The organism is Modestobacter caceresii (genome assembly GCF_000761485.1).
Classification (GTDB): Bacteria; Actinomycetota; Actinomycetes; order Mycobacteriales; family Geodermatophilaceae; genus Modestobacter; species Modestobacter caceresii.
In genome coordinates this window covers 41,234-63,572 of the sequence record NZ_JPMX01000091.1, presented here as the reverse complement: position 1 = coordinate 63,572, position 22,339 = coordinate 41,234, and the positions used below count along the sequence as shown (strand labels likewise).

The 22,339-nt window shown below is 74.3% G+C and carries 18 protein-coding genes; 9 read left to right on the top strand and 9 right to left on the bottom strand.

Features of this window, described 5'->3' with window-relative positions; all coding sequences use genetic code 11:
* Positions 1-149: 149 nt before the first annotated feature.
* Positions 150-2,951, top strand: a complete 2,802-nt coding sequence (locus IN07_RS18375; protein WP_052091468.1) for a helix-turn-helix transcriptional regulator — start codon at positions 150-152, stop codon at positions 2,949-2,951.
* A 10-nt stretch (positions 2,952-2,961) separates the two neighbouring features.
* On the opposite strand, the gene IN07_RS18370 is transcribed toward IN07_RS18375, so the two are convergent.
* A complete protein-coding gene (locus IN07_RS18370) occupies positions 2,962-5,202 on the bottom strand; it encodes a diguanylate cyclase domain-containing protein (protein ID WP_036338475.1) in 2,241 nt (746 codons plus the stop codon).
* Between the two features lie 205 nt (positions 5,203-5,407).
* On the opposite strand from IN07_RS18370, the gene IN07_RS18365 reads away from it, so the two are divergent.
* From IN07_RS18365 to IN07_RS18350, 4 genes are all read left to right on the top strand, one after another.
* Positions 5,408-6,514, top strand: coding sequence for a Gfo/Idh/MocA family protein (locus IN07_RS18365; protein WP_036338473.1), 1,107 nt, complete (start codon positions 5,408-5,410; stop codon positions 6,512-6,514).
* Positions 6,511-7,458: a DUF6807 domain-containing protein gene (locus tag IN07_RS18360; protein ID WP_197058547.1), complete on the top strand. Its 948-nt coding sequence runs from the start codon at positions 6,511-6,513 to the stop codon at positions 7,456-7,458. The genes IN07_RS18365 and IN07_RS18360 overlap by 4 nt, the downstream gene beginning before the upstream one ends.
* The gene (locus IN07_RS18355; RefSeq protein WP_197058546.1) at positions 7,455-8,204 is read left to right on the top strand and encodes a cupin domain-containing protein; all 750 of its coding nucleotides are present in this window, start codon (positions 7,455-7,457) and stop codon (positions 8,202-8,204) included. The genes IN07_RS18360 and IN07_RS18355 overlap by 4 nt, the downstream gene beginning before the upstream one ends.
* A gap of 209 nt (positions 8,205-8,413) precedes the next feature.
* Positions 8,414-9,631 (top strand): 3-deoxy-7-phosphoheptulonate synthase, encoded by a 1,218-nt coding sequence (locus tag IN07_RS18350; protein ID WP_081975529.1) that lies wholly within the window; start codon positions 8,414-8,416, stop codon positions 9,629-9,631.
* Between the two features lie 12 nt (positions 9,632-9,643).
* Here IN07_RS18350 and IN07_RS18345 read toward each other — a convergent pair whose 3' ends face one another.
* Positions 9,644-9,922, bottom strand: a complete 279-nt coding sequence (locus tag IN07_RS18345; protein WP_036338471.1) for a hypothetical protein — start codon at positions 9,920-9,922, stop codon at positions 9,644-9,646.
* 340 nt (positions 9,923-10,262) lie between these two features.
* Between IN07_RS18345 and IN07_RS18340 the strand changes: the two genes are divergently transcribed.
* Complete coding sequence (locus IN07_RS18340) at positions 10,263-12,632, top strand: ATP-binding cassette domain-containing protein (RefSeq protein ID WP_036338468.1); 2,370 nt, start codon at positions 10,263-10,265, stop codon at positions 12,630-12,632.
* Positions 12,633-12,645: 13 nt separating this feature from the next.
* On the opposite strand, the gene IN07_RS18335 is transcribed toward IN07_RS18340, so the two are convergent.
* The 6 genes from IN07_RS18335 to IN07_RS18310 all read right to left on the bottom strand — a co-directional run bounded on the left by IN07_RS18335 (position 12,646) and on the right by IN07_RS18310 (position 19,941).
* On the bottom strand, positions 12,646-13,338 hold the full coding sequence (locus IN07_RS18335) for an IclR family transcriptional regulator (RefSeq protein WP_036338465.1): 693 nt from the start codon (positions 13,336-13,338) through the stop codon (positions 12,646-12,648).
* 55 nt (positions 13,339-13,393) lie between these two features.
* Positions 13,394-14,842 carry an aldehyde dehydrogenase family protein gene (locus IN07_RS18330; protein WP_052091466.1) on the bottom strand — a complete coding sequence of 483 codons (1,449 nt, stop codon included), beginning with the start codon at positions 14,840-14,842 and terminating at the stop codon, positions 13,394-13,396.
* A gap of 47 nt (positions 14,843-14,889) precedes the next feature.
* Positions 14,890-16,101, bottom strand: a complete 1,212-nt coding sequence (gene fahA, locus IN07_RS18325; RefSeq protein ID WP_036338462.1) for a fumarylacetoacetase — start codon at positions 16,099-16,101, stop codon at positions 14,890-14,892.
* A complete protein-coding gene (locus tag IN07_RS18320; RefSeq protein WP_036338459.1) occupies positions 16,098-17,303 on the bottom strand; it encodes a homogentisate 1,2-dioxygenase in 1,206 nt (401 codons plus the stop codon). Before IN07_RS18320 ends, fahA begins: the two co-directional genes overlap by 4 nt.
* A gap of 63 nt (positions 17,304-17,366) precedes the next feature.
* Entirely contained in the window at positions 17,367-18,956 is a 1,590-nt protein-coding gene (locus IN07_RS18315) for an FAD-dependent monooxygenase (RefSeq protein WP_036338873.1), read from the bottom strand.
* Between the two features lie 22 nt (positions 18,957-18,978).
* On the bottom strand, positions 18,979-19,941 hold the full coding sequence (locus IN07_RS18310; protein WP_036338456.1) for an MBL fold metallo-hydrolase: 963 nt from the start codon (positions 19,939-19,941) through the stop codon (positions 18,979-18,981).
* Between the two features lie 182 nt (positions 19,942-20,123).
* Here IN07_RS18310 and IN07_RS18305 point away from each other — a divergent pair, with 182 nt between their 5' ends.
* Together IN07_RS18305 and IN07_RS18300 are read left to right on the top strand one after the other, a co-directional pair.
* The gene (locus IN07_RS18305; protein ID WP_331437141.1) at positions 20,124-20,522 is read left to right on the top strand and encodes a YidH family protein; all 399 of its coding nucleotides are present in this window, start codon (positions 20,124-20,126) and stop codon (positions 20,520-20,522) included.
* Complete coding sequence (locus tag IN07_RS18300) at positions 20,519-20,863, top strand: DUF202 domain-containing protein (protein WP_036338453.1); 345 nt, start codon at positions 20,519-20,521, stop codon at positions 20,861-20,863. Before IN07_RS18305 ends, IN07_RS18300 begins: the two co-directional genes overlap by 4 nt.
* 14 nt (positions 20,864-20,877) lie before the next feature.
* Here the strand turns inward: IN07_RS18300 and IN07_RS18295 are convergent, their stop codons facing one another.
* Complete coding sequence (locus IN07_RS18295; protein WP_036338450.1) at positions 20,878-21,396, bottom strand: hypothetical protein; 519 nt, start codon at positions 21,394-21,396, stop codon at positions 20,878-20,880.
* A 328-nt stretch (positions 21,397-21,724) separates the two neighbouring features.
* On the opposite strand from IN07_RS18295, the gene IN07_RS26525 reads away from it, so the two are divergent.
* Positions 21,725-22,339 (top strand): sigma-70 family RNA polymerase sigma factor (locus IN07_RS26525; RefSeq protein WP_231558461.1); only part of this gene is annotated, 615 nt, incomplete at its 3' end.

The following is a 22,339-nucleotide window of genomic DNA, read 5'->3' as shown; positions in this document are numbered from 1 at the left end:
ACCGCGGTGGTGGCGCGAGCGCCACGCGGCCCCCAGCGTCGGCGGCCGGAGCCCCGTCGGCATCGCACGGACGTACCAGATGCACGGCGTCCGTCGTCTCGTACAAGTCAGGCCCGGGCCCGGGTCCGGGCTCGCTCCAGGAGGTCGTCGTGCTGCCCAACGACCGCACGCCGTTGCGCGGGCGGGACACCGAGCGGGCCCTGCTGCACCGCCGGGTCGGCGCCGCCCGGCAGGACGGCCGGGGCCGGGTCGTGGTCGTCGCCGGTGCCCCCGGCTCCGGCAAGTCGCGGCTGCTCCAGGAGGCCCGGGCCCTGGCCGCCGATGCCGGGGCGCGGGTCCTCGCGGTGTCCGGCGACCCGGACGAGCACGTCATCCCGCACGGGCCGCTGCTGGACGCGGTGCAGGCCGGGCCGCACCCGCTGCTCCCACCTGACGTCCTCGCTGCGCTGCCCCGGGGCCCGGAGCAGGGCTGGTGGCTGCGCAACGAGCTGCAGGCCCGGCTGGAACGCCTCGCCATGCAGCAGCACGTACTCGTCAGCGTCGACGACCTCCAGTGGTGCGACCACGCGACCCTCCGCGTGCTGCGGACCCTGCCGCCGCGGCTGGCCACCGAGGCCGTCGTCTGGGTCGTCGCCGTCCGCGAGGGCGAGGTCGACCCGGCCGTCTCCGCCACGGTGCGCGCGCTGACCGAGGCCGGCGCCGACCGGGTGGACCTGCGCCCCCTGGACGACGAGGCGGTGGCGCAGCTGGCCGGTGACGTGCTGGGGGCGACGCCGGACGACGACGTCCTCGCCTCGGCGGCGCGTGCCGACGGCCACCCGCTGCTGCTGGTCGAGCTGCTCCGCGGCTGGCAGGACGAGCACCTGGTCCAGCTGGACGCGGGGCGGGCCCGGCTGGTCGATGACGTCCTGCCCGCGCGGCTGCGCGATGCCGTCGCCCGGCGCACCGAGCGGCTGTCGGCGCCGGCGCGCGAACTGCTCCAGGTCGGCGCGGTGCTCGGCCGGCAGTTCCCGCCGGACCTGCTCGCCGCCGTGCTCGACCGGCCGCCGACCGCGGTGCTCGGCCCGCTGCAGGAGGTCATCGCGGCGGGGCTGTTGGCCGATGCCGGGGAGCAGATCGGCTTCCGGCACGACCTGATCCGGGAGTCGGTGGCCGCCGGCATGCCCGCCGGGTTCGCCCGGGTGCTGCGCCGGCACGCGGTCGACGTCCTGCTCGCCCGCGGCGCACCGACTCTGCAGGTGGCGACCATGCTGGCCGAGTCGGCGGCGCCGGGTGACCTGGTCGCGGTCGAGGCGCTGCGTTCGGCGGCCGCGACCCTGGCCCTCACGTCGTCCCCAGCGGCGGCGGGGTTCAGCCTCCGGGCGCTCGAGCTGCTCCCGGCGGACTCACCGCTCCGCCCGGAGACCGCGGCCGAGTCGGTGCTGCTGCTGTGGCAGTGCGGCCGGGCCGTTGCCGCCCAGGAGTTGGCGGCCACCATGCTCGCCGGGACGCTGGGGGTCGACCCCGTCGCGGAGGCTCAGGTCCGGCTGGGGCTGGCCCGGTTCACCACCCGGTACTTAGCGACCGAGGCGGTGCGGCAGTGCGAGACGGCGCTGACCCTGCCCGGCCTCCCGGAGGACCTGCGCACGCGGCTACGGCTGGTCCTCGCGGTCAACCACGGGCTCGGCGGTGACCCCGAGGCCGCGGACGCGGTCCTGGCGTCGGTGCGCGACGCGGTCGAGGACGACGCGGACCCCCGCCTGGTCTCGGTACTGGCCCGGGCCGAGACGTACGTGGCCTTCCACCGGCACCGGTGGGACCGGGCGTTCCGACGGCACCAGGACGTCATCCGGCTCGCCCCCGCCGGCGAGGAGATCAACCCGCCCGGCATGTGGGAGGCGGCGATGTGGACCTCGATCGGCCAGCCGGCGCGCTGCCTGGCGCTGGTCGACGCCGAGCTGTCCGCCGCGCGGGCCGACGGCCGGATCGGCTCGCTGCTGCTGTACAGCAGCCTGCGCGCCCGCGCGCTGTTCGACGCGGGACGCCTGGTCGAGGCGCGCGCCGAGGCCGAGTCCGTGCTCGACATGGAGGACGTCGACCTCGTCGGGGGCCTGCTGGACCTGCTCGTCGTCCACGTGCTCGTGCGCGGCGCGCTGCACGCCGGCCGGCCCGACGTCGTCCGGGCCGACCGCGCCCGGGTGCAGCAGATGAGCACCGACGACACCGGGCAGGTCCGCCGCAACGGGCTGTGGCTCACCGCGCTGATCGCCGACGCCGCGGGGGACACCGCAGCGGCGCTCGCCGGCGCAGCGGAGGGGATCGCGACCCTGGAACGCCCGGGTCCGTCGCTGGCCGGCCTGCCCGACATCGCCGACGAGGTGCTGCTCGTCCGGATGGCGCTGCGGGCCGGGGAGCGAGAGGTCGCCGTCCGTGCCGGGGCCGTGGCGCAGCGCCGGGCCGCCGCGAACCCCACGTACCCGATGGCCGCGGCGGTCGCGCGGCACGCCCGCGGGCTGATCGACGACGACGAGGCCTGCCTGCGCGACGCTCTGCGGCTGATGGCCGACACCGAACGGCCACTGGTACGGGCCTCGGCGCAGGAGGACCTCGCCCGGCTGGTCGCCGCGGCGCGGCCGCGCGAGGCGGTGGCGCTGCTGGACGACGCCCTGGCGGCCTACACCGCGGCCGGTGCGGAGCGCGACGCCGCCCGGGCCCGGCGGCGGCTGCGGGACCTGGGTGTGCGGCGGCGCCGCACCCTCGGCCCACCCGCTGCGCAGCACGGCCTGGTCGCGCTGACCCCGGCGGAACGGGAGGTGGTGCGCCTGGTGGCCGAGGGGGGCACGAACCGGGAGGTGGCCGCGCGGCTGTTCCTCTCCCCGCACACGGTGAACACCCACCTGCGCAACGCCTTCACCAAGCTCGGCGTGCGGTCCCGCGTGGAGGTCGCCCGGCTGGTCGACGCCGGTCGCTGAGGCGGGGCCCTCAGTCCTGGCGTCGCGCCGGCCCGCGTTTGGTCCGGTACATGGCGGCGTCGGCGCAGGCGAGGAGCGAGGCCGGGTCGTCGGCCTCCTCGGGGAAGACCGCCGCCCCGGAGCTGGCGCGGATCCGCAGGGCCGTCCCGGGCAGCTGGAGCGGTGCCTCGAGGGCGGCACGCAGGTGCTCCTGCACCCGCCGGACCATCTCCTCCGCAGGCGGGCGGCTGCCGTCGTCCGGCCGTGCCCGGCCGGACGCGGGGAGGCCGGCGAGGACGACCAGGAACTCGTCGCCGCCCAGCCGGCCCAGCAGGTCGCCGGCGCGGACGGCCGAGCGCAGGCGAGAGGCCGCCCCGACGAGCGCGGCGTCGCCGACGGCGTGACCGAAGCGGTCGTTGATCGCCTTGAAGTCGTCGAGGTCCAGCAGCACCGCCGCCACGCTCCCGCCGCTGCGTCGGGCGCGGTGCAGTTCCAGGTTCAGGTGCTCCAGCACGTGTGCCCGGTTGGGGAGGCCGGTGAGCTGGTCGTGGTGGGCCAGGTACGCCGTCCGCCGCTCCCGGTCGACGCGTGCGGTCACGTCCAGCTGGCTGCCGATCAGGTGCGTGACCTCGCCGTGCGCGTCCCGGACGGCGCTGACGTGCAGTTCGTTCCAGAACGCCGAGCCGTCGCGCCGGTAGTTGAGCAGCACCGCGTCGACGTCGCGCCCGGCGAGCAGCCGCCGCCGGATCGGGTGCACCTGGTTGCGGTCGGTGTCGGCCCCCTGCAGGAAGCGACAGTTGCGGCCGAGCACCTCTGACTCCGGGTAGCCGGTCATCCGCAGGAACGCGGCGTTCGCGTAGACCAGCGGGAGGTCGGGGCGGCGGGCGTCGGCGATGACGATCCCGTTGCTCGCGACCGAGACGGCCCGGAGCATCAGGTCCGGCAGGTCGGCCTCGGTGACCCGCGCGACGGGGTCGCCAGGGGCCGGGGCGGGGAGCGGCAGCGGCGTCGCCGTCCCGGCCGGCGGGCGGGTCTTCTCCAGCAGCAGCCCGGCGGCCTCGAGCACCCGCTGCCGGTCGTAGGTCAGCACGTAGTCGAGTCGGCGCGCGGCCGAGCGCACCGGGACGGGGGCCGCGGTCGGGTCGCCGCGACCGTCCACCGGGACCTCGCGAGCGGCCAGCGCAGCCGCGAAGTGCGGGCTGACCACGGTCACGACCCACTGGTCGGTCAGCGGGTCGTCGGCATCGAGGGCGGTGCCCACCACGCCCGGCGCGGGCTCGTCGGGCATCCCCGCGCCGGTCACCGCGGTCAGGGCGGTGAGGCTCCCGAGCGTCTCGTAGCGGCGGCGGGTGCGCGCGCTCATCAGGTCGGCGTGCTGGAAGTTCGCGAGGACGACGGTCTGATCGTCCAGCAGGAGTGCCTGGCGCTCGACCTGACGGGTCATCGAGGCGAGCAGTGGCACGCCGGCGCGCTGCGGTCCCGAGGCGGCGGCGAGCACCTCGTACGGCGTCCCCGGGCCGGTTCCCCCGGCGCCTCGCGCGGGCGTGGCCGGGCGCAGCTGCAGGCCCCGCATGCCGGCCGCCGGCAGGTCCCCCGGACGCCCGAACATCCAGCCCTGACCGAGTCGCGCGCCCATCGCCAGCGCGCGGTCCAGGTGCTCGGTGGTCTCGATCCCCTCGGCCAGGACGAGCGCGCCCGAGCGCTCGGCGTCGGCACGCACGGCGTTGACCACCGCGGCGGCCTGCAGGCTGGTGTGTCCGCGCACCAGGGCCAGGTCCAGCTTGATCACGTCCGGCCGGAGGAACGACACGAGTGCGAGCCCGGCCGGCTCGGCACCGACGTCGTCCAGCGCCACCCGCCAGCCGATCTCGCGCGCGCCCCGCACGCCACGGACCAGGTCGGCCGGGCGCTCGAGCAGGTCGCGCTCGGTGACCTCCAGGACCACCTGCACCCCGGCCGGCGTGAGGTCGGCCAGGTCGGCCAGGTCGGCGGGGGAGAGGGTGGACAGCGTCGCCGGCTCGATGTTCACGAACAGGGTGGTCGGCTCCGCGGCGCCGGCGACCCCGCGCAGCGCAGCGCGCAGGCACGCGGCGTCCAGCGACGCGGTGGTCCCGGCTGCTGCGGCCGCGGCGAACAGCTCGGTCGGGGACTCCAGCGGCCCCGGCTCGCCGCGGGACAGTGCCTCCACCGCCACCAGCGCGCCGTCGGACAGGTCCACGATCGGCTGGAACAGCGACCGCACAGCGTGCCCTTCGCACACCCGTGAGGTCATGGGCCAAGCCTTCCACGCCGGGCCGGTCGGCGCGGGTCCTGAGCTGCACCCGGCAGACGACGCTGGGCTGCGCCGACCGTGCGGCGCTGGGCGCCCGCGGGGTGTGGCGCTTGACACAGCCTCGTGGACACCGATTGGGTGGCGGAGGGAAAGCGCTTGCCGGGCCGCCGTGCCCGACGGTGACCGTCCAGACCAGAGGAGCTCTGTGACCCACTCGAAGCAGCCGGTCCGCGTCGCGGTCGTGGGAGCCGGGAACATCGCCGACGACCGCCACCTCCCGGCGTTGCGCGGGATGGGGGAGCGCGTCGAGGTGGTCGCGCTGGTCGACGTCGAGGAGTCCCGGGCCCGCGCCCTCGCCCAGCGCTGGGACGTCCCACACGCCTTCGGCGACCTCGCCGCGATGCTGGCCGCGGAGTCGCCGGACCTGGTGGTGGTGTGCACCCCGCCGGGCGCGCACCTCGACGGCGTGACGACGTGCCTGCGCGCCGGTGCCTGGGTGTGGTGCGAGAAGCCGCCGATGCTCTCGCTCTCCGAACTCGACGCCGTCGCCGAGCTCGAGCGCGACGGCGGCCCGTACGCCACCTACGTGTTCCAGCACCGTTTCGGCTCCGGCGCCACCCGGCTGCGCGAGCTGGTGCGCACCGGTGAGCTGGGCCGGCCGCTGGTCGCCGTCTGCCACACCCTCTGGTACCGCGACCCCGCCTACTACGAGGTGGCCTGGCGGGGGCGCTGGGCCACCGAGGGCGGCGGCCCGACGATGGGCCACGGCATCCACCAGATGGACCTGCTGCTGTCCTTGCTCGGCGACTGGCGCGAGGTCACCGCGGTCACCGGCACGCTGGAACGCGACGTCGAGACCGAGGACGTCGCGATGGCGGTGGTGACGTTCGCGTCCGGGGCGATGGCCACCGTCGTCAACAGCGTGCTCTCGCCCCGGGAGACCAGCTACCTGCGCTTCGACTTCACCGACGCGACCGTCGAGCTGCAGCACGTCTACGGCTACGGCGACGACGACTGGACGTGGACCCCCGCCCCGCACGTCGCCGACCCCGACCGGGTCGCCGGCTGGCGGGCCACCGCCGGGGTGCCCAGCGGGCACGCCGCGCAGCTGCGCAGCCTGCTGGACTCCTTCGACCGGCGGGAGCGGCCGCAGGTCAGCGGCGTCCAGGGCCGGGAGACGATGGAGTTGGTCACCGGCATCTACCGGTCGGCCGCCACCGGCCGCAGCGTCGCCCGCGCGGACCTGGTGCCGGGCAGTCCGCACTACGACCGGCTCGGCGGCGAGCTGGTCACCGCGGGCGGTGCCCGATGAGCCGCCCGATGGGCGCGGCGTTCCGGGTCACCCACGAGCACGGCCGCCGGGTCGTCGTCGCGGTCGAGGGGGAGGGCCTGGGGCAGGGCTCGGGCCGGGTCGAGGTGGCCACCTACGAGCTCGGCTCGGACGTGGCCGCCTTCGAGGCGCCCAAGCCCTACCTGCACCCGCTGCGCACCCTCTCCGGTGCGCTCGTGTCGGCGTACCGGCCGCACGACCACCGGTGGCACAAGGGCCTGCAGATGACCGTCTCGCACCTGGACGACCAGAACTTCTGGGGCGGGTCCAGCTACCGGCACGGCGAGGGCTACGTCCCGGTGGACAACGTCGGTCGGATGCGGCACGACGGGTTCGCCGCGGTCGAGGTGGCCGACGCCGAGGTCTGCCTGGCCCAGGAGCTCACCTGGGTCACCGCGGCCGGCGAGGACTGGGTGAGCGAGCGGCGGGAGCTGCGCTGGCACGGCCTGGACGTCGAGCGGGGCACCTGGACGCTGGACTTCGCCACCGAGCTGCGCAACGTCCGGGGCGCGGACCTGCACGTCGGCAGCCCGACCAGCCACGGCCGCCCGGACGCCGGCTACACCGGGTTCTTCTGGCGCGGACCGCGCGGGTTCACCGGGGGCGAGGTGGTCACCGCCGACCCGGACGCCCCGGCCGAGCCGATGGGGACGACGTCCCCGTGGCTGGCCTTCACCGGGCAGCACGACGAGGTCGACGGCGGCGCGACGCTGCTGTTCTCCGCCGGCACCAGCTCCGCGCCGGTGCCGCTGCGCTGGTTCGTCCGGCGCGAGCCGTTCCCGGCGGTCAACCCGTCGCCGGCGTTCAGCGAGGAGGTGACGATCGCCCCCGACGAGACGCTGACGTTGCGGCACCGGGTGGTGTTCGCCGACCGGGCGTGGAGCCGCGCCGAGGTGACGGCGTTCGCGGCGGAGCACACGCTGTGAGCGGCGCCGGGGGCACGGTGCCGCCGCTGCCCGGGGCGGTCGGGCTGAGCGGCCTGTCGGTCTACCCGTGGGGCACCGCGGACGGGCTGCACGGTGGCTCCCCGCACCTGCACCTGTGCTGCTCGGAGGCCTACGTCGTGGTCGCCGGCCGCGGCCGGCTGCAGACGCTCACCCTCGCCGGCGGTGCCGCGGAGCTGCCGCTGACCGCCGGGGACGTCGTCTGGTTCACCCCGGGCACGATCCACCGGGCGGTGAACGACGAGGACCTGCAGGTGGTCGTGGTCATGGAGAACAGCGGGCTGCCCGAGGCCGGGGACGCCGTCCTCACCCTGCCGGCCCAACACCTGCGGGACCCCGACGCCTACGCCGCGGCCACCTCCCTCGTCGGCCCGGACGGGCAGCCGTCGCCGGAGCGGGCGCGGGCCCGTCGTGACCTGGCCGTGGCCGGTTTCCTGGAGCTGCGCGACCGCACCACGGCCGGGGACGCCGGTGCGCTCACCGCCTTCCACGAGGCCGCCGCAGCGCTGGTGCGGCCCCGCGTGCCGGACTGGCGGGAACGGTGGACGGCCGGTGCCCTGGCCGCGGCCCACCGCACCGGGGAGCGGCTCGACGCGCTGACAGAGGGCCAGGCACCGCACCTGCGCGCCGCCGGGGTGCACCGGCTGTCCCGGCAGACCGAGCCGGTGCTCGGCATGTGCGGCTTCCTCTCGCCCTACCTGCCCGAGCACTCGTCCCCGGCCGGGTGACGACGGAGCCCCCCGACCTGCCGCTCCCGGGCTACCGGCCGGGGTGACCGGCCCCGGCGCGGCTCGGTCGGCGTCGGCGTGTCGCCCCGCGGCACCCCGGGACGACACGCCGACCCCCGGCTCCGGGATGCTGTCCCGGTCAGCCCCGCGGGAGCGGGCGCGGCCCCGGCCGGGGCGCTGGCGAGTCGCGAACGACGGAGGAGACCCCCATGCCGGCTGACCAGTTGCTGGACGAGGCGACGCGGATCGCCGATGCGCTGCTCGAGGTCCAGACCCGGGTGAACGCCCAGATCGACGCCGCACTGACCGAGCTGCTGCCCGGCGTGCAGCAGCGACTGGGTGCCGCGCCGGCACCGGACGTCGACGTCAGCGACCTGGGGAACGCCCGGATCACCGGCCTGAGCGTCGTCGTCACCCCGGCTGCGGTGGCGACCGTCGTCCCGCTGTCGGCGGAGTCGGCCGCCACCACCCGGGACGCGCGTCGGGTCACGGCCGCCATCGTCGGGGGCGCCGACGACCGGCTGGCCGTCATCGCCGGTCCCTGCTCGATCCACGACCCGGCCGCCGCCCTGGAGTACGCCGCCTTCCTCGCCCGGATGCGCGCGCGGCACGGCGCGGACCTGGAGATCCTGATGCGGACCTACACCGAGAAGCCGCGGACCGAGGTGGACTGGAAGGGGTTCGCCTACGACCCGTTCCTGGACGGCTCCAGCCGGATCAGCGTCGGCCTCGTCGCCACCCGGATGCTGATGGGCGCGATCACCGCGCTCGGTGTCCCGGTGGCAGCCGAGCCGCTGAACGCGCTCACCCCGCAGTACGTCGACGGGCTGGTCACCTACAACGGCGTCGGGGCCCGCAACGTGACCGACCAGACCGCCCGGGAGCGGGTGTCCGGCTTCTCCTCCGTCGTCGGCTTCAAGAACTCCCCGGAGGGCAGCATCGACGTGGCTATCCAGGCCGTGCTGACCGCGCGGGCGCCGCACGAGTTCCTCGGGGTCGACCACCACGGCGTCAGCGCCCAGCTGTCCACGAGCGGCAACGACACCGGTCACGTCATCCTGCGCGGCGCCAAGGACGGCCCCAACTACTCCGCCGCGCACATCGCCGCCACCAAGCGGGCGCTGGCCGCCCGTGGTCTGCCGGAGGTCCTCGTCGTCGACGCCTCGCACGGCAACAGCCAGAAGGACCACCGCCGTCAGGCCGAGGTCGTGCGCGACCTGGCCGGGCAGGTCGCCGGCGGCGAGCAGGCGATCCGCGGGGTGATGATCGAGAGCAACCTCGTGGCCGGGCGGCAGGACCTGGACCAGCGGCACCCCGAGCGGCTGGAGCACGGCAAGAGCGTCACGGACGCCTGCGTCGACCTCAGCACCACCGAGGAGCTGCTGGCGGAGCTGGCCGAGGCCTCCCGGACACGGCGCGCGGCCTGACCGGCCCCGCCGTCAGGCCGTCGAGGCGAGCCGCCCGGCCAGCGTGACGTCGACGGTCAGCACGCAGGGGAGCCGGTGCAGCCGGGCGGCCACCAGGTCCACCTCATCGGGGGTGGCGATCAGGTCGACGCTGATCGTCCAGCGGTCGGTGCCGGCCTCCTCGGCCGACAGCCGGGTGAAGGCGTGGTGGCGCCCGGTCAGCATGGTGAGGACGCGCTGCAGGCCGAGTGCGTCGGTGACGACGACGCGCACCTTGGCCGCGGCGTGGGCGGAGCTGTGGCGGGGGGACATGGGGAGCCTCCGGGCCGGGTGGCCCTGGTCAGCGGGGGAGCGACCTCGATGGACGTGCCCACGGACCCGCCGGTGCGAGGGTCAGTCGCCGACGGGCCCGCACGGAATCCGCTGCCCAGCCACAGCCGCACGGTAGCCCCGGTGGTCGCCGCGGGACAAGGGGGCCCGACCGGTCAGGAACGGAGAAGCGCAGGCGGTGGTCACGTTCCTAGCGTGATGGCCCGGGAGGCACCGCCGGCCGGGCGCGAGCTCCCCACTGCACGCCGATCTGCGGCACGCTGACCCCGCCGCCGCACCAGGACGCCGCATCCGCGCCACCGGACCCGCCCCGAGGAGACACGTGAGCACCGCACCGGAGCACGCTGCCGACACCCACGACCTGATCCGGGTGCTCGGCGCGCGGGTGAACAACCTCAAGGACGTCAGCGTCGAGATCCCGAAGCGCCGGCTGACGGTGTTCACCGGCGTCTCCGGCTCGGGCAAGAGCTCGCTGGTGTTCGACACGATCGCAGCGGAGTCCCAGCGGCTGATCAACGAGACCTACAGCGCCTTCGTGCAGGGCTTCATGCCGACGCTGGCCCGGCCGGAGGTCGACCTGCTGGAGGGGCTGACGACGGCGATCCTGGTCGACCAGGAGCGGATGGGCGCCAACCCCCGCTCCACCGTCGGCACCGCCACCGACGCCAACGCGATGCTGCGGATCCTCTTCAGCCGGCTCGGCACGCCGTACATCGGGCCGCCCACGGCGTTCTCCTTCAACGTCCCGACCCGCAGGGCGAGCGGGGTGATGAGCACGGAGAAGTCCGGCGGACGCGTCGAGAAGGCCGTCGTGAAGGAGGCCGTCTACCTGGGCGGCATGTGCCCGCGCTGCGAGGGCATGGGCTCGGTCTCCGACTTCGACCTCACGGCGCTGTACGACGAGGGCAAGTCGCTGGCCGAGGGCGCGCTGACCGTCCCCGGCTACAGCATGGACGGCTGGTACGGCCGGATCTTCGCCGGCGCCGGCTTCGACATGGACAAGCCGATCGGGGAGTTCACCAAGAAGGAGCTGCACGACCTCCTGTACAAGGAGCCCACCAAGATCAAGGTCGAGGGCATCAACCTCACCTACGAGGGCGTCATCCCGAAGATCCAGAAGTCGATGCTCGCCAAGGACGTCGACGCGATGCAGCCGCACATCCGCGCCTTCGTCGAGCGCGTGATCACCTTCCAGACCTGCCCGGAGTGCGACGGGACGCGGCTGACCCCGGAGGCCCGGTCCTCGATGATCTCGGGCAAGAACATCGCCGACCTCTGCGCGATGCAGATCAGCGACCTCGCCGCCTGGGTCCGCGAACTCGAGGACGCATCGGTCGCCCCGCTCCTCACCGGGCTGCGGCACCTCCTCGACTCGTTCACCGAGATCGGGCTGGGCTACCTCTCCCTCGACCGGCCGGCGGGGACGCTGTCCGGCGGTGAGGCGCAGCGCACCAAGATGATCCGCCACCTGGGGTCCGCGCTCACCGACGTCACCTACGTCTTCGACGAGCCGACCATCGGACTGCACCCGCACGACATCGAGCGGATGAACGACCTGCTCCTGCAGCTCCGCGACAAGGGCAACACCGTGCTCGTCGTCGAGCACAAGCCCGAGACGATCGCGATCGCCGACCACGTCGTCGACCTCGGTCCGGGCGCCGGGACCGGCGGCGGGGAGGTCGTGTTCGAGGGCACCGTCGACGGGCTGCGGACCAGCGGCACGCTGACCGGCCGGCACCTCGACCAGCGCGTCGCGCTGAAGTCCGCGGTGCGCACCTCCACCGGTGCCCTCGAGGTGCGCGGCGCGGACACCCACAACCTCAGGGGCGTCGACGTCGACATCCCGCTCGGCGTGCTGGTGGTGCTCACCGGGGTGGCCGGGTCGGGGAAGAGCTCCCTGGTGCACGGCTCCGTCGCGGACCGGGACGGCGTGGTGGTCGTCGACCAGGGCGCCATCCGCGGCTCCCGGCGGAGCAACCCCGCGACCTACACCGGGCTGCTCGACCCCATCCGCAAGGCCTTCGCCAAGGCCAACGGGGTGAAGCCGGCGCTCTTCAGCTCCAACTCCGAGGGCGCCTGCCCGACCTGCAACGGCGCCGGCGTCATCTACACCGAGCTCGGCGTCATGGCGACCGTGGAGTCCCCCTGCGAGGAGTGCGAGGGGAAGCGGTTCCAGGCCTCGGTGCTGGAGCACACGCTCGGCGGCCGCGACATCGCCGAGGTGCTCGCCATGTCGGTGACGGAGGCCGAGCAGTTCTTCGGCGACGGCGAGGCGCGCACCCCGGCCGCCCACACGGTCCTGGACCGGCTGGCCGACGTCGGGCTCGGCTACCTCACGCTCGGCCAGCCGCTCACCACGCTGTCCGGCGGCGAGCGGCAGCGGCTCAAGCTGGCCACCCGGATGGCAGAGAAGGGGGGCGTCTACGTCCTCGACGAGCCGACCACCGGCCTGCACCTCGCCGACGTGGAGAACCTCCTCGGGCTGCTCGACCGGCTCGTCGACTCCGGCAAGTCGGTCATCGTCATCGAGCACCACCAGGCGGTGATGGCGCACGCCGACTGGATCATCGACCTCGGCCCCGGCGCCGGGCACGACGGCGGCCGGATCGTCTTCGAGGGCACTCCCGCCGACCTCGTCGCCGGCCGCGCCACCGTCACCGGGGAGCACCTCGCGGCCTACGTCGGCGGCTGACCGGGGCCGGCGCTCAGCGCAGGACGGCGGCGACCTTCCCGGCGGCGGCGGCGACCGCCTGGCCGACCTGCTCGACGTCGCTGTTCTCGTCCACGAAGACGACGGCGAGTGCGGCCCGGGCCCCGCCGTCCGGGCCGAGGACCGGTGCGGCGATCGACCGGATGCCGGGGATCACCTCACCGTGCGAGCTGGCCCAGCCGGTCCGGCGGGCCTGCTGGAGGGCCGCACGGTCGTCCTCCGCCGGCGGCTCGGGCATGAGCAGGGCCAGGCCCGGGGCACCGCGGCCGACCGGGTGCCGGGTGCCCGGCCGGTAGGTGATGTGCGCCCGGGTGTCCTGCGGTTCGACGCTGGTCACCGTCACCGCCTCGTCGCCGGCCCGCACCACCAGGAACGCGGTCATGCCCAATTCGGTGGACAGCGAGTTGAGCCGGGGGAGCGCCGCGGCGTTCAGGTCCGTGCGCACCCCGCGGGCCAGCGCGGCCACCCCCAGGCCGAGCCCGTAGTGGCCCAGCGGGTCCCGTTCGACGAGCTGGTGGTCCTCCAGGGTGCGCAGCAGCCGGTAGGTGATCGACCGGTGCAGGTCCAGGGCACGGCCGATCTCGGTCACCGGCTGCGGGGCGCCCGCGCTGGCCAGGTGCTCGAGGATCCGGATGCCGCGGTCCAGCGTCTGCGACTGCGGAGCACCCCCGCTGTCGTTCGCTGGCATCGCCGTCCCCCTGTGGTCGTGGTGGTCCACCCTAGGCCGCGGGCACCGGTGCGGCTCAGCCGTTGATCACCTGGGGCACCGCGACGGCCTTCAGGCCCTCGGCGCCGAACTCGAGCCCGTAGCCGGACTTCTTGTGCCCGCCGAAGGGGATCATCGGGTGCACCCCGCCGTGGGCGTTGATCCAGACGGTGCCGGCCTCGAGGCGGGCGACGACGGCGCGGGCGGCGTCCCGGTCGCTGCTCCAGACCGAGGCGCCCAGGCCGACGTCGAGCCGGTTGGCCATGGCGACGGCCTGGTCGAGGTCGTCGTAGCGGATGATCGGCAGGGCCGGCCCGAACTGCTCCTCGGCCACCAGTGGGTTCTGGTCGTCGATGTCGGCGACCAGGGTGGTGGGGTAGAAGTGGCCCGGGGCGTCGGGGTCGGGGTCACCGCCGGTCAGGATCGTGGCGCCGGAGTCACGGGCGGCCTCGACCAGGCGCGCGACGATCTCGTACTGGGCGCGGTTCTGCAGCGGGCCGAGGACGTTCTGCTCGTCCAGGCCGCGGCCCATCGGCATCGCCTTCGCGACCTCGGTGAGCGCGGCGCAGACCTCGTCGTAGACGTCGGTGTGCACGTACAGCCGCTTCAGCGCGGCGCAGGTCTGGCCGGTGTTGATGAAGGCGCCCCAGAACAGGCCCTCGGCGATCGCCTTCGGGTCGACGTCGGGGAGGACGATCCCCGCGTCGTTGCCGCCGAGCTCCAGGGTCAGCCGCTTCACGGTGTCCGCCGAGCTCTTGATGATCGCCTGGCCGGTGCGGGTCGAGCCGGTGAACATCACCTTGTCCACTCCCGCGTGGCTGGACAGCCGGGCGCCGACGTCGCCTTCGCCGGCGACGCCGATGAGGACGTCGGCCGGTAGGACGCCGTTGAGCACCTCCAGCAGCGCGAGCACGCTCAGCGGGGTGTGCTCCGACGGCTTGACCACCACGGTGTTGCCCATCCGCAGGACGGGGGCGACCTGCCAGATCGTGATCATCATCGGCCAGTTCCACGGCCCGATGGCGCCGACGACGCCGACCGGGCGGTAGTGCAGCTCGGCGTGGATGTCCCCGTCGTCGACGACGGTCTCCACGGGCAGCTCGGTGGCGGCGGTGGCGCGCAGCCACGCGGAGCAGGCGCCGACCTCGAAGCGGGCGTTGGGGCCGTTGAGGGGCTTGCCCTGCTCGCGGGAGAGCAGCTCGGCCAGCGGCTCGGCGGCCGCGTCGATGGCGTCGGCGGCGCGCAGCAGGAGGTCGATGCGCTCGGAGTCCGCGCGTGCCGCCCAGGCCCGCTGGGCGGCACGCGCGGTCGCGACGGCGCGGTCGACGTCCTCGGCGGACCCGAAGGCGACCCGCCCCACGACCTCGCCGGTGGCCGGGTCGAGCACCTCCCGGCCGTCGGGGTCGGAGACGGCGGCCAGCAGGCGGTCGTACGTCGGGGTGGCCGAGTCGGTGTCGACGGGCGTGGCAACGGTGGGAGTGGTCATCGTCGGCCTCTCGTGGTGGGGGCGCTGCGGGGGACGGACAGGGTCGGTCAGCGGGCCGGTTCGACCCGGCCGGTGACCTCGCCGAAGGCGATGCGGGTGCCGTCGGGGCCGGGGGCGCTGGCGGTGATGACCACCTCGTCGCCGTCCTCGAGGAAGGTGCGGGTGGAGCCGTCGGCGAGGGTGATCGGCTCCTTGCCGCCCCAGGACAGCTCGATGAACGAGCCGCGCTGGTCGGCGCGGGGGCCGGACACCGTGCCGGAGGCGAACAGGTCGCCGGTGCGCAGCGACGCCCCGTTGACGGTCAGGTGGGCCAGCTGCTGCGCCGGGGTCCAGTACATGAGCTCGAACGGTGGCCGGCTCAGCACCTCGCCGTTGAGCCGCACCTCCAGGCTGATGTCCATTCCCCAGGGCTCGGCGTCGTCGCGCAGGTAGGGCAGCGGCTGCGGGTCGCGGGCCGGCGGGGCGACCCGGGCCGCCTCGAGGGCAGCCAGCGGCACGACCCAGGGGGAGACCGAGGTGAGGAAGGACTTGCCGAGGAACGGACCCAGCGGCACGTACTCCCAGGCCTGCAGGTCGCGGGAGGACCAGTCGTTGACCAGGCACACCCCGAACACGTGGTCGGCGAACCGGCCGACCGGCACGGCGGTGCCGAGCTCCGAGCCGACGCCGACGACGAACCCGACCTCGGCCTCGATGTCCAGCCGCTGGGAGGGCCCGAAGGTCGGTGCGTCGTCGGTGGGGGCCTTGCGCTGACCGCAGGGCCGGACGACGGGGGTGCCGGAGACGGCCACGGTCCCGGCCCGGCCGTGGTAGCCGATGGGCAGGTGCTTCCAGTTCGGCGTCAGCGCCGCGGAGTCGGGGCGGAACATCTTCCCGAGGTTCTCCGCGTGGTGCTGGGAGCTGTAGAAGTCGACGTAGTCGGCGACCTCGATCGGCAGGTGCATCGTCACCTCGGCCCGCGGCACCAGGTGCGGCTCCACCTCGGCGCGGTGCGAGGAGTCGGTGAACCAGTCGACGAGCTGGGCGCGCAGCGCCGCCCACGCCTCCGGCCCCCGCGCCAGCCAGGCGTTGAGGGTGCCGGTGGCGTGTACGTCGTCACCGGTGGCCGCGGCGAGGTCCAGCACCTGGTCACCGATCGCGATCCCGGTGCGGGGGGCGGTGCCCGGGGTGGAGAAGACGCCGTGGGGCAGGTTGGCCAGCCCGTAGCCGGTGTCGGCGGGCAGCTCGAGCCAGCTGCCCGTCACGCCTGGTGCGGTCATGCTGAGGGCCCGCGGCCGGACCAGGACCAGGCGTACTTGCCGTCGTCGGAGGCGACGCCGGCCTCACCGAGGTCCAGCGGCCGGAAGGTGTCGACCATGACGGCGGTCTCGTCGAAGTACTCGGCGCCGAGTGAGCGCTCCACCGCGCCCGGCTGCGGGCCGTGGCTGTGCCCGCCGGGGTGCACGGAGATCGAGCCCTTGCCGATCCCGGAGCCCTTCCGGGCCTCGTAGTCGCCGTCGACGTAGAACATGATCTCGTCGGAGTCGACGTTCGAGTGGTAGTAGGGCACCGGCACCGCGAGCGGGTGGTAGTCGACCTTGCGGGGCACGAAGTTGCAGATCACGAAGTTGTTGCCCTCGAACACCTGGTGCACCGGCGGCGGCTGGTGCACCCGGCCGGTGATCGGCTCGTAGTCGGCGATGTTGAAGGCGTACGGGTAGAGGCAGCCGTCCCAGCCCACGACGTCGAAGGGGTGCTCCGGGGTCACGTGCACCGTGCCGGCCAGCCCACCCGGGCCGTTGCCGCGGTGCTTGACGTACACCTCGACGTCGGTGCCCTCGCCCAGCAGCGGCTCGGTGGGGCCGCGGAGGTCTCGCTCGCAGAACGGGGCGTGCTCCAGGAACTGCCCGTACCGGGACAGGTAGCGCTTGGGCGGGGCGATGTGCGAGTTCGCCTCGATGGCGTAGGTCCGCAGCGGCTCCGTCCCGGTCGGGACCCACCGGTGCGTCGTCGTCCGCGGGATGATCACGTAGTCGCCCTGGCCGACCTCGAGCGCGCCGAAGGAGGTCTCCAGCGTCGCCGACCCGCGCTCCACGTAGACGCACTCGTCGCCGGTGGCGTTGCGGTAGTACGGGCTGGTCAGTGAGGAGACGGCGTAGGAGATCCGCACGTCGGCGTTGCCCAGCACCAGTCGGCGCCCGGTGACCGCGTCGGTGGCCTTGTGCTCCTCGCCGGGGAACAGGTCGTGCAGCTTCAGGTGCCGGGGCACCAGCGGGGCGTTGGGGGTCAGCGTCTGGTCGGGCAGCTCCCACGGGCGGGCGTCGACCAGTGCCGACGGGATGCCGGAGTGGTAGAGCAGCGCGGAGTCGGAGGAGAAGCCCTCCTCGCCGATCAGCTCCTCGGAGTACAGGCCGCCGTCGGGGCGACGGTGCTGGGTGTGCCGCTTGGGCGGGACGCTGCCCACCTGCCGGTAGAACGCCATCGGGGCTCTCCTTCGGGGCTGGTCCCCACCAAAATGGCCATTTTGGTGGGAGGGGGTGGGTCGTCAGACGGGAGCAGGAACGGGACGGGCGAGCAGGCGGGCCACCGCGGGGGCGACGTCGGCGGGGCGGGTGAGGACGGCGGCGACGTGGGCGTCGGGGCGGAGCACCCAGGTCTCGTCGGGGCGGACGCCCAGCGCCTCGCGCAGGGTGGAGCCGGCGTCCAGGTCGCTGACCCGGTGCACCGCGACCGGCAGGTCGCCGGGGAGCGCGTCGGGCAGGGCGGCGTCGTCCCCGACGAGGACGGTCACCCCGGCCCGGGCCAGCTGCCGCAGCCGGACGACATCCGGCCGCCCGGGGACGGTGACCGGGGCGTCGGGCGCCAGCACGCCGGGCGCCGGTACCGGGACGTCGCCGCGCGCCGGCCGACCGGGGAAGGGGCGCCGTTCGTCGGGGGTGGTGAGCGGGGAGTCGACGTACCAGAACGGCTCCGCCAGCCGGCCGGAGTCGACCTCCGCCCGGGCCGCGGGATCGGTGGTGGCGCGTTCCAGCACCTCCAGCCGGTGCGCGGCCTCCGCCGGCGTGCCCGGCACCAGGAAGCGCATCGTGGCCCCGGTGACGTCGAGGTTCTCCACGGCCGCGGCGTGCCGTTCGTCGTGGTAGCTGTCCAGCAGCGTCTCCGGTGCCCAGCCGCGCAGCACGAAGGCGAGCTTCCAGGCCGCGTTCTCCGCGTCCAGCACCCCGGAGTTCAGGCCGCGGGCGCCGAACGGGGAGACCAGGTGGGCAGCGTCCCCGGCGACGAGGACGCGGCCGACCCGCATCCGGTCGACCACCCGGGAGTGGAACCGGTAGACCGACTTCCAGACGACCTCGTAGGGCCGCTCGCCGATGACCTGGCGGATCCGCCGGTCCAGCCCGCCGGAGGCCTCCTCGGCGGCGAGGTCGAACTCCGGCGGCACCTGCCAGTCGATCCGGAACGTGGAGTCCGGACAGGGGTGGATCAGCACCTGGCGGCCGGGGTTCCACTCCGGGTGGAAGTAGAAGCGCCGTTCGGTCTCCCAGCCGGGCAGGTCGGTGCGGATGTCGCAGATGAGGAACTGGTCGCCGAAGGTCTGCCCCTCGAAGGTCAGCCCCAGGGCGGTGCGGACGACGTCGGCCCGCGGGCCGGCGCAGGCGGCCGCGTAGCTGCCGGCGACGGTCGTCCCGTCGGCGCAGGAGACCGACACCCCGGCGTCGTCCTGCTCGATGCCGGTGACCTCGTGGCCCCAGCGCACCTCGATCAGCGGCTGGGCGTCGATCGCGGAGTCGAGCAGCTCCTCGGTGAGGCACTGCGAGACGTTCACGAAGGGCGGGAACGGGGACTGCCCGCGGTCCACGAACTCGAAGCTGAACAGCTCGGCGTCCCGGTGGAAGGTGCGCGCGGTGGTCCAGGTGACGCCGCGGCGGGCGATCTCGGCCCCGACGCCGACGGAGTCCCAGACGTCGAGGACGTCGCGCTGCTGGCAGATCGCCTTGCTGCCGACCAGGTCCCGCGCGGGACGGCCGTCGAGCACGACCACCGGGAGACCCCAGCGCGCCAGCAGCAGGGCCGTGGTCTGGCCGACCGGGCCGCACCCGATGACGACGACCGGCGCTGGGCTGTCGGAGGAGGTCATCGCGCTCGAGGTCATCGCCGGATCAGCCCTGCAGCTCGTCCCACACCTGGCGGTCGCGCTCGGCGGTCCAGATCACCGGGCGCTCGATGCCGCTGAACTCGTCCCACAGCCGCTGCACGTCGAAGGGCAGGCAGTGCTCGAAGATCGGCCAGTGCCCGAACTTGGGCGCCAGGGCCGCGTGGGTGGCCTCGAAGGCCTCCTTGAGCGTGCCCCCGGCGCGGTGCGCGGTGCCGACCGTCTCGTGCATCGTGGTGAGGAAGGCGCGGGTCTGCTCGATCGCGGCGTCCACCTCGTCGCGGCCGCGGGCGATGGCACCCCGGCCACCGATGAGCTGCTCGGCACCGAGGGCCTTGATCCGGTCGAGGGTGCCGGTGGCCCAGTCGAAGTGGAAGGCGTCGCCGGTGTAGAGGGCGGCCTGGGACTCCACGAGGTCGCCGGCGAAGAGCACCTTCGTCTTCGGCAGCCAGGCCACGATGTCGCCCTCGGTGTGCCCGCGGCCCAGGTGCTCCAGCACCAGCTCGCCGCGGTCGCCGCCGAGCTCGATCGTCAGCTTGTCGCGGAACGTCATCGTCGGCCAGGTGAGCCCGGGGATCGACTCGGGCTCCTCGAACAGCCGCGGCATCCGGCCGTACTCGCTCTCCCAGTCCTGCTGTCCGCGCTCGGCGATCAGGCCCTTGGTCTGCTCGGAGCTGATGATGGCCTCGGCGTCGAACGCGCTGGCCCCGAGCACCCGCACGGCGTGGTAGTGGCTGAGCACCAGGTACCGCACCGGCTTGTCGGTGTGTTCGCGGAGCTTGGCCAGCCAACGGCGGGCGGCGACCGGGGTGGCCAGCGCCTCGAAGCAGACGAGGAAGTCCTCGCCCTCGATGGCGCCGAGGTTCGGGTCGCCCTCGGCGGTGAGCGCGTACACCCCGTCGGCGAGCACCTCCAGGGTCTGCTCCTTGACGCCGAGGTCGGCGGATGAGGCGAAGGGCTTCGCTGCCATGAGGGCTCCCGTGCAGGATCGACCACCGCTCGCATATCGAGCGGTGCGTTCTCTTACCGGCTCAGCGTAGTGGCCGTGTGGCCTGCGACACAACCCATCCGGGGAGTCGATCACCGGTGCGGTGGCCCGGACGCCGGCGGTCGTCATGCGAGCATCGGCGGGAGCGGGCGCCCTGACCTGCCGTGGACGAGGGGGTCGAGGACGTGCCGGACGAGGCGCCCACCGACCGCCGGTTCCCGAGGCGGGTCTACCGGGCGGGGCGGGAACCGGACCCCAGGTTCAGCCTGGCGAACGAGCGCACGTTCCTGGCCTGGATCCGGACGTCGCTGGCGCTGGTGGCCGCCGGGGTCGCCCTGGAGGCGCTGGACCTGCCCATCGCCGACGGTCTGCGGCTGGCCGGCGCGCTGGTCTTCATCGTGCTCGGCCTGCTCGCCCCCGCCCAGGCGTGGCTCGGCTGGGCCGCCACCGAGCGGGCGCTGCGGCAGGGGCGTCCGCTGCCCTCACCACGGTTGGGCCTGCTGCTGGCGGTGGGCACCACCGTGGCGGGCCTGCTGGTCCTCGTGGGCCTGCTGCTGCGGTGACGGACCGCCCCGACGCCGTCTTCGACCTCGGACTCCAGGCCGAGCGGACGGCGTTGGCCTGGCAGCGGACCGCGTTGGCCATGGCGATCGGGGCGCTCGTCGCCGGGCGGCTGGCCGTCCCCGTGTTCGGCGCGGGTTCCCTCGTGGTCGCCGTGCTGGGCGTGGTCGGTGCGGTGGTCGTCCTGGTGGTGTCCCGCCGCAGGTACCGCGCGGTCCACGAGTCGCTCAGCGCGCGGGGGGACCTCGTCGCCGTCCGCTCGGCCGGTGCGCCCATCGCCACGCTGGCCGGCGTCGGCCTGCTGGTGGCGCTGCTGGCGCTGGCCTTCGTCCTGCTCCGCTGACCGGCGGGGCGCCGCTACTGACCTGCGTCGGCCGACTGCTCGACGATCGTGGCCGCGAGGTACTCCTCGCCCTGCCACTGCTCGAACTCCGCGTCCTCGAGGTCGACACCGAGCTCGGTCTCCACCTCGGTCACCTCGAACTCCCGGCCGACGGTGGCGGCCACGGTGACCGGCGTCCCGGAGGTGAGCTCCTCGACTCCCTCGGCGGCCACCACCAGGAGCGGTTCCACCGAGATGCCCTCCGGGCCGACGAGGGTGAAGGCCGAGGAGGTCAGCACCTCCTCGACCACGCCGCGCACGGTCACCTCGGTGCCCGCGTAGACGTCGAGGTCGTCCTCGAAGGCCTCGTCGTACTCGCCGTTGTAGGGGTCGGTGAGGTCGTCCTCGCCCCTGATGTCGGAGACCTCGGTCTGCCCGACGGCGAGCTCGCCGTCGCCCTCGTCTCCGCCGCAGCCCGACAGGGTGAGCAGGAGGGCCGTGGTGAGACCCAACACAGGTGCGCTGGCGATCGACTTCCCGTGGGACGACAGCATGGCGGGACTCTCCTCGGGGACGCATTCGTTCGACGTGGACGGCTCCGTTCACCCCTTCCCACCGGGGCCGCGAGGCCAAACGGGCGTGCGCACGGCGGGGGAGAGCACACCGGCGGAGGGGCCTCATCCCTCGGGCGAGGGTTGCTCCCTCCGCACCTGCGCCTACCATGGCGTTGATCCGTTGGCGGCCCGGGCGACCGGCTGCTGCGCCAGGCAGTCGCCCAGGCCGCTGACAGGTGCCGGTGCCAGCCCTGCACCTCACCCCACGGCCTCTCCGCCACCCGTCCCCGGTGTGCGATGCCGACTGGCATCGTCAGGAAAGGCGAACATGAGCATTGCTGACATCAAGGACCCGGCCGCACCTGCCGAGGTCCCGCCGCCCATGACGGCTGCCGACGTGATCACCACGGCCGCGCCGGCCGAGGAGGAGGTCGCCGAGGACACCGACGGCGGCGCCGCCGCCGCCGCGTCCGAGTGGGACGACGAGGAGGACACCCTCGCCCTCCGGCAGGCGCGCAAGGACGCCGAGCTCACCGCGTCCACCGACTCCGTCCGCGCGTACCTCAAGCTCATCGGCCGCGTGAAGCTGCTGACCGCCGAGGAGGAGGTCGACCTCGCCCGCCGGATCGAGGCAGGCCTCTACGCCGGCCACAAGCTGCACGAGGCGATCGAGGGCGGCGGGAAGCTCGCCACCCAGTTGCGGCGCGACCTGACCTGGATCGTCCGGGACGGTGAGCGCGCCAAGGACCACCTGCTGGAGGCCAACCTCCGTCTCGTGGTCTCCCTGGCCAAGCGCTACACCGGTCGCGGGATGGCCTTCCTGGACCTGATCCAGGAGGGCAACCTCGGGCTCATCCGCGCGGTGGAGAAGTTCGACTACACCAAGGGCTTCAAGTTCTCCACGTACGCGACGTGGTGGATCCGGCAGGCGATCACCCGCGCG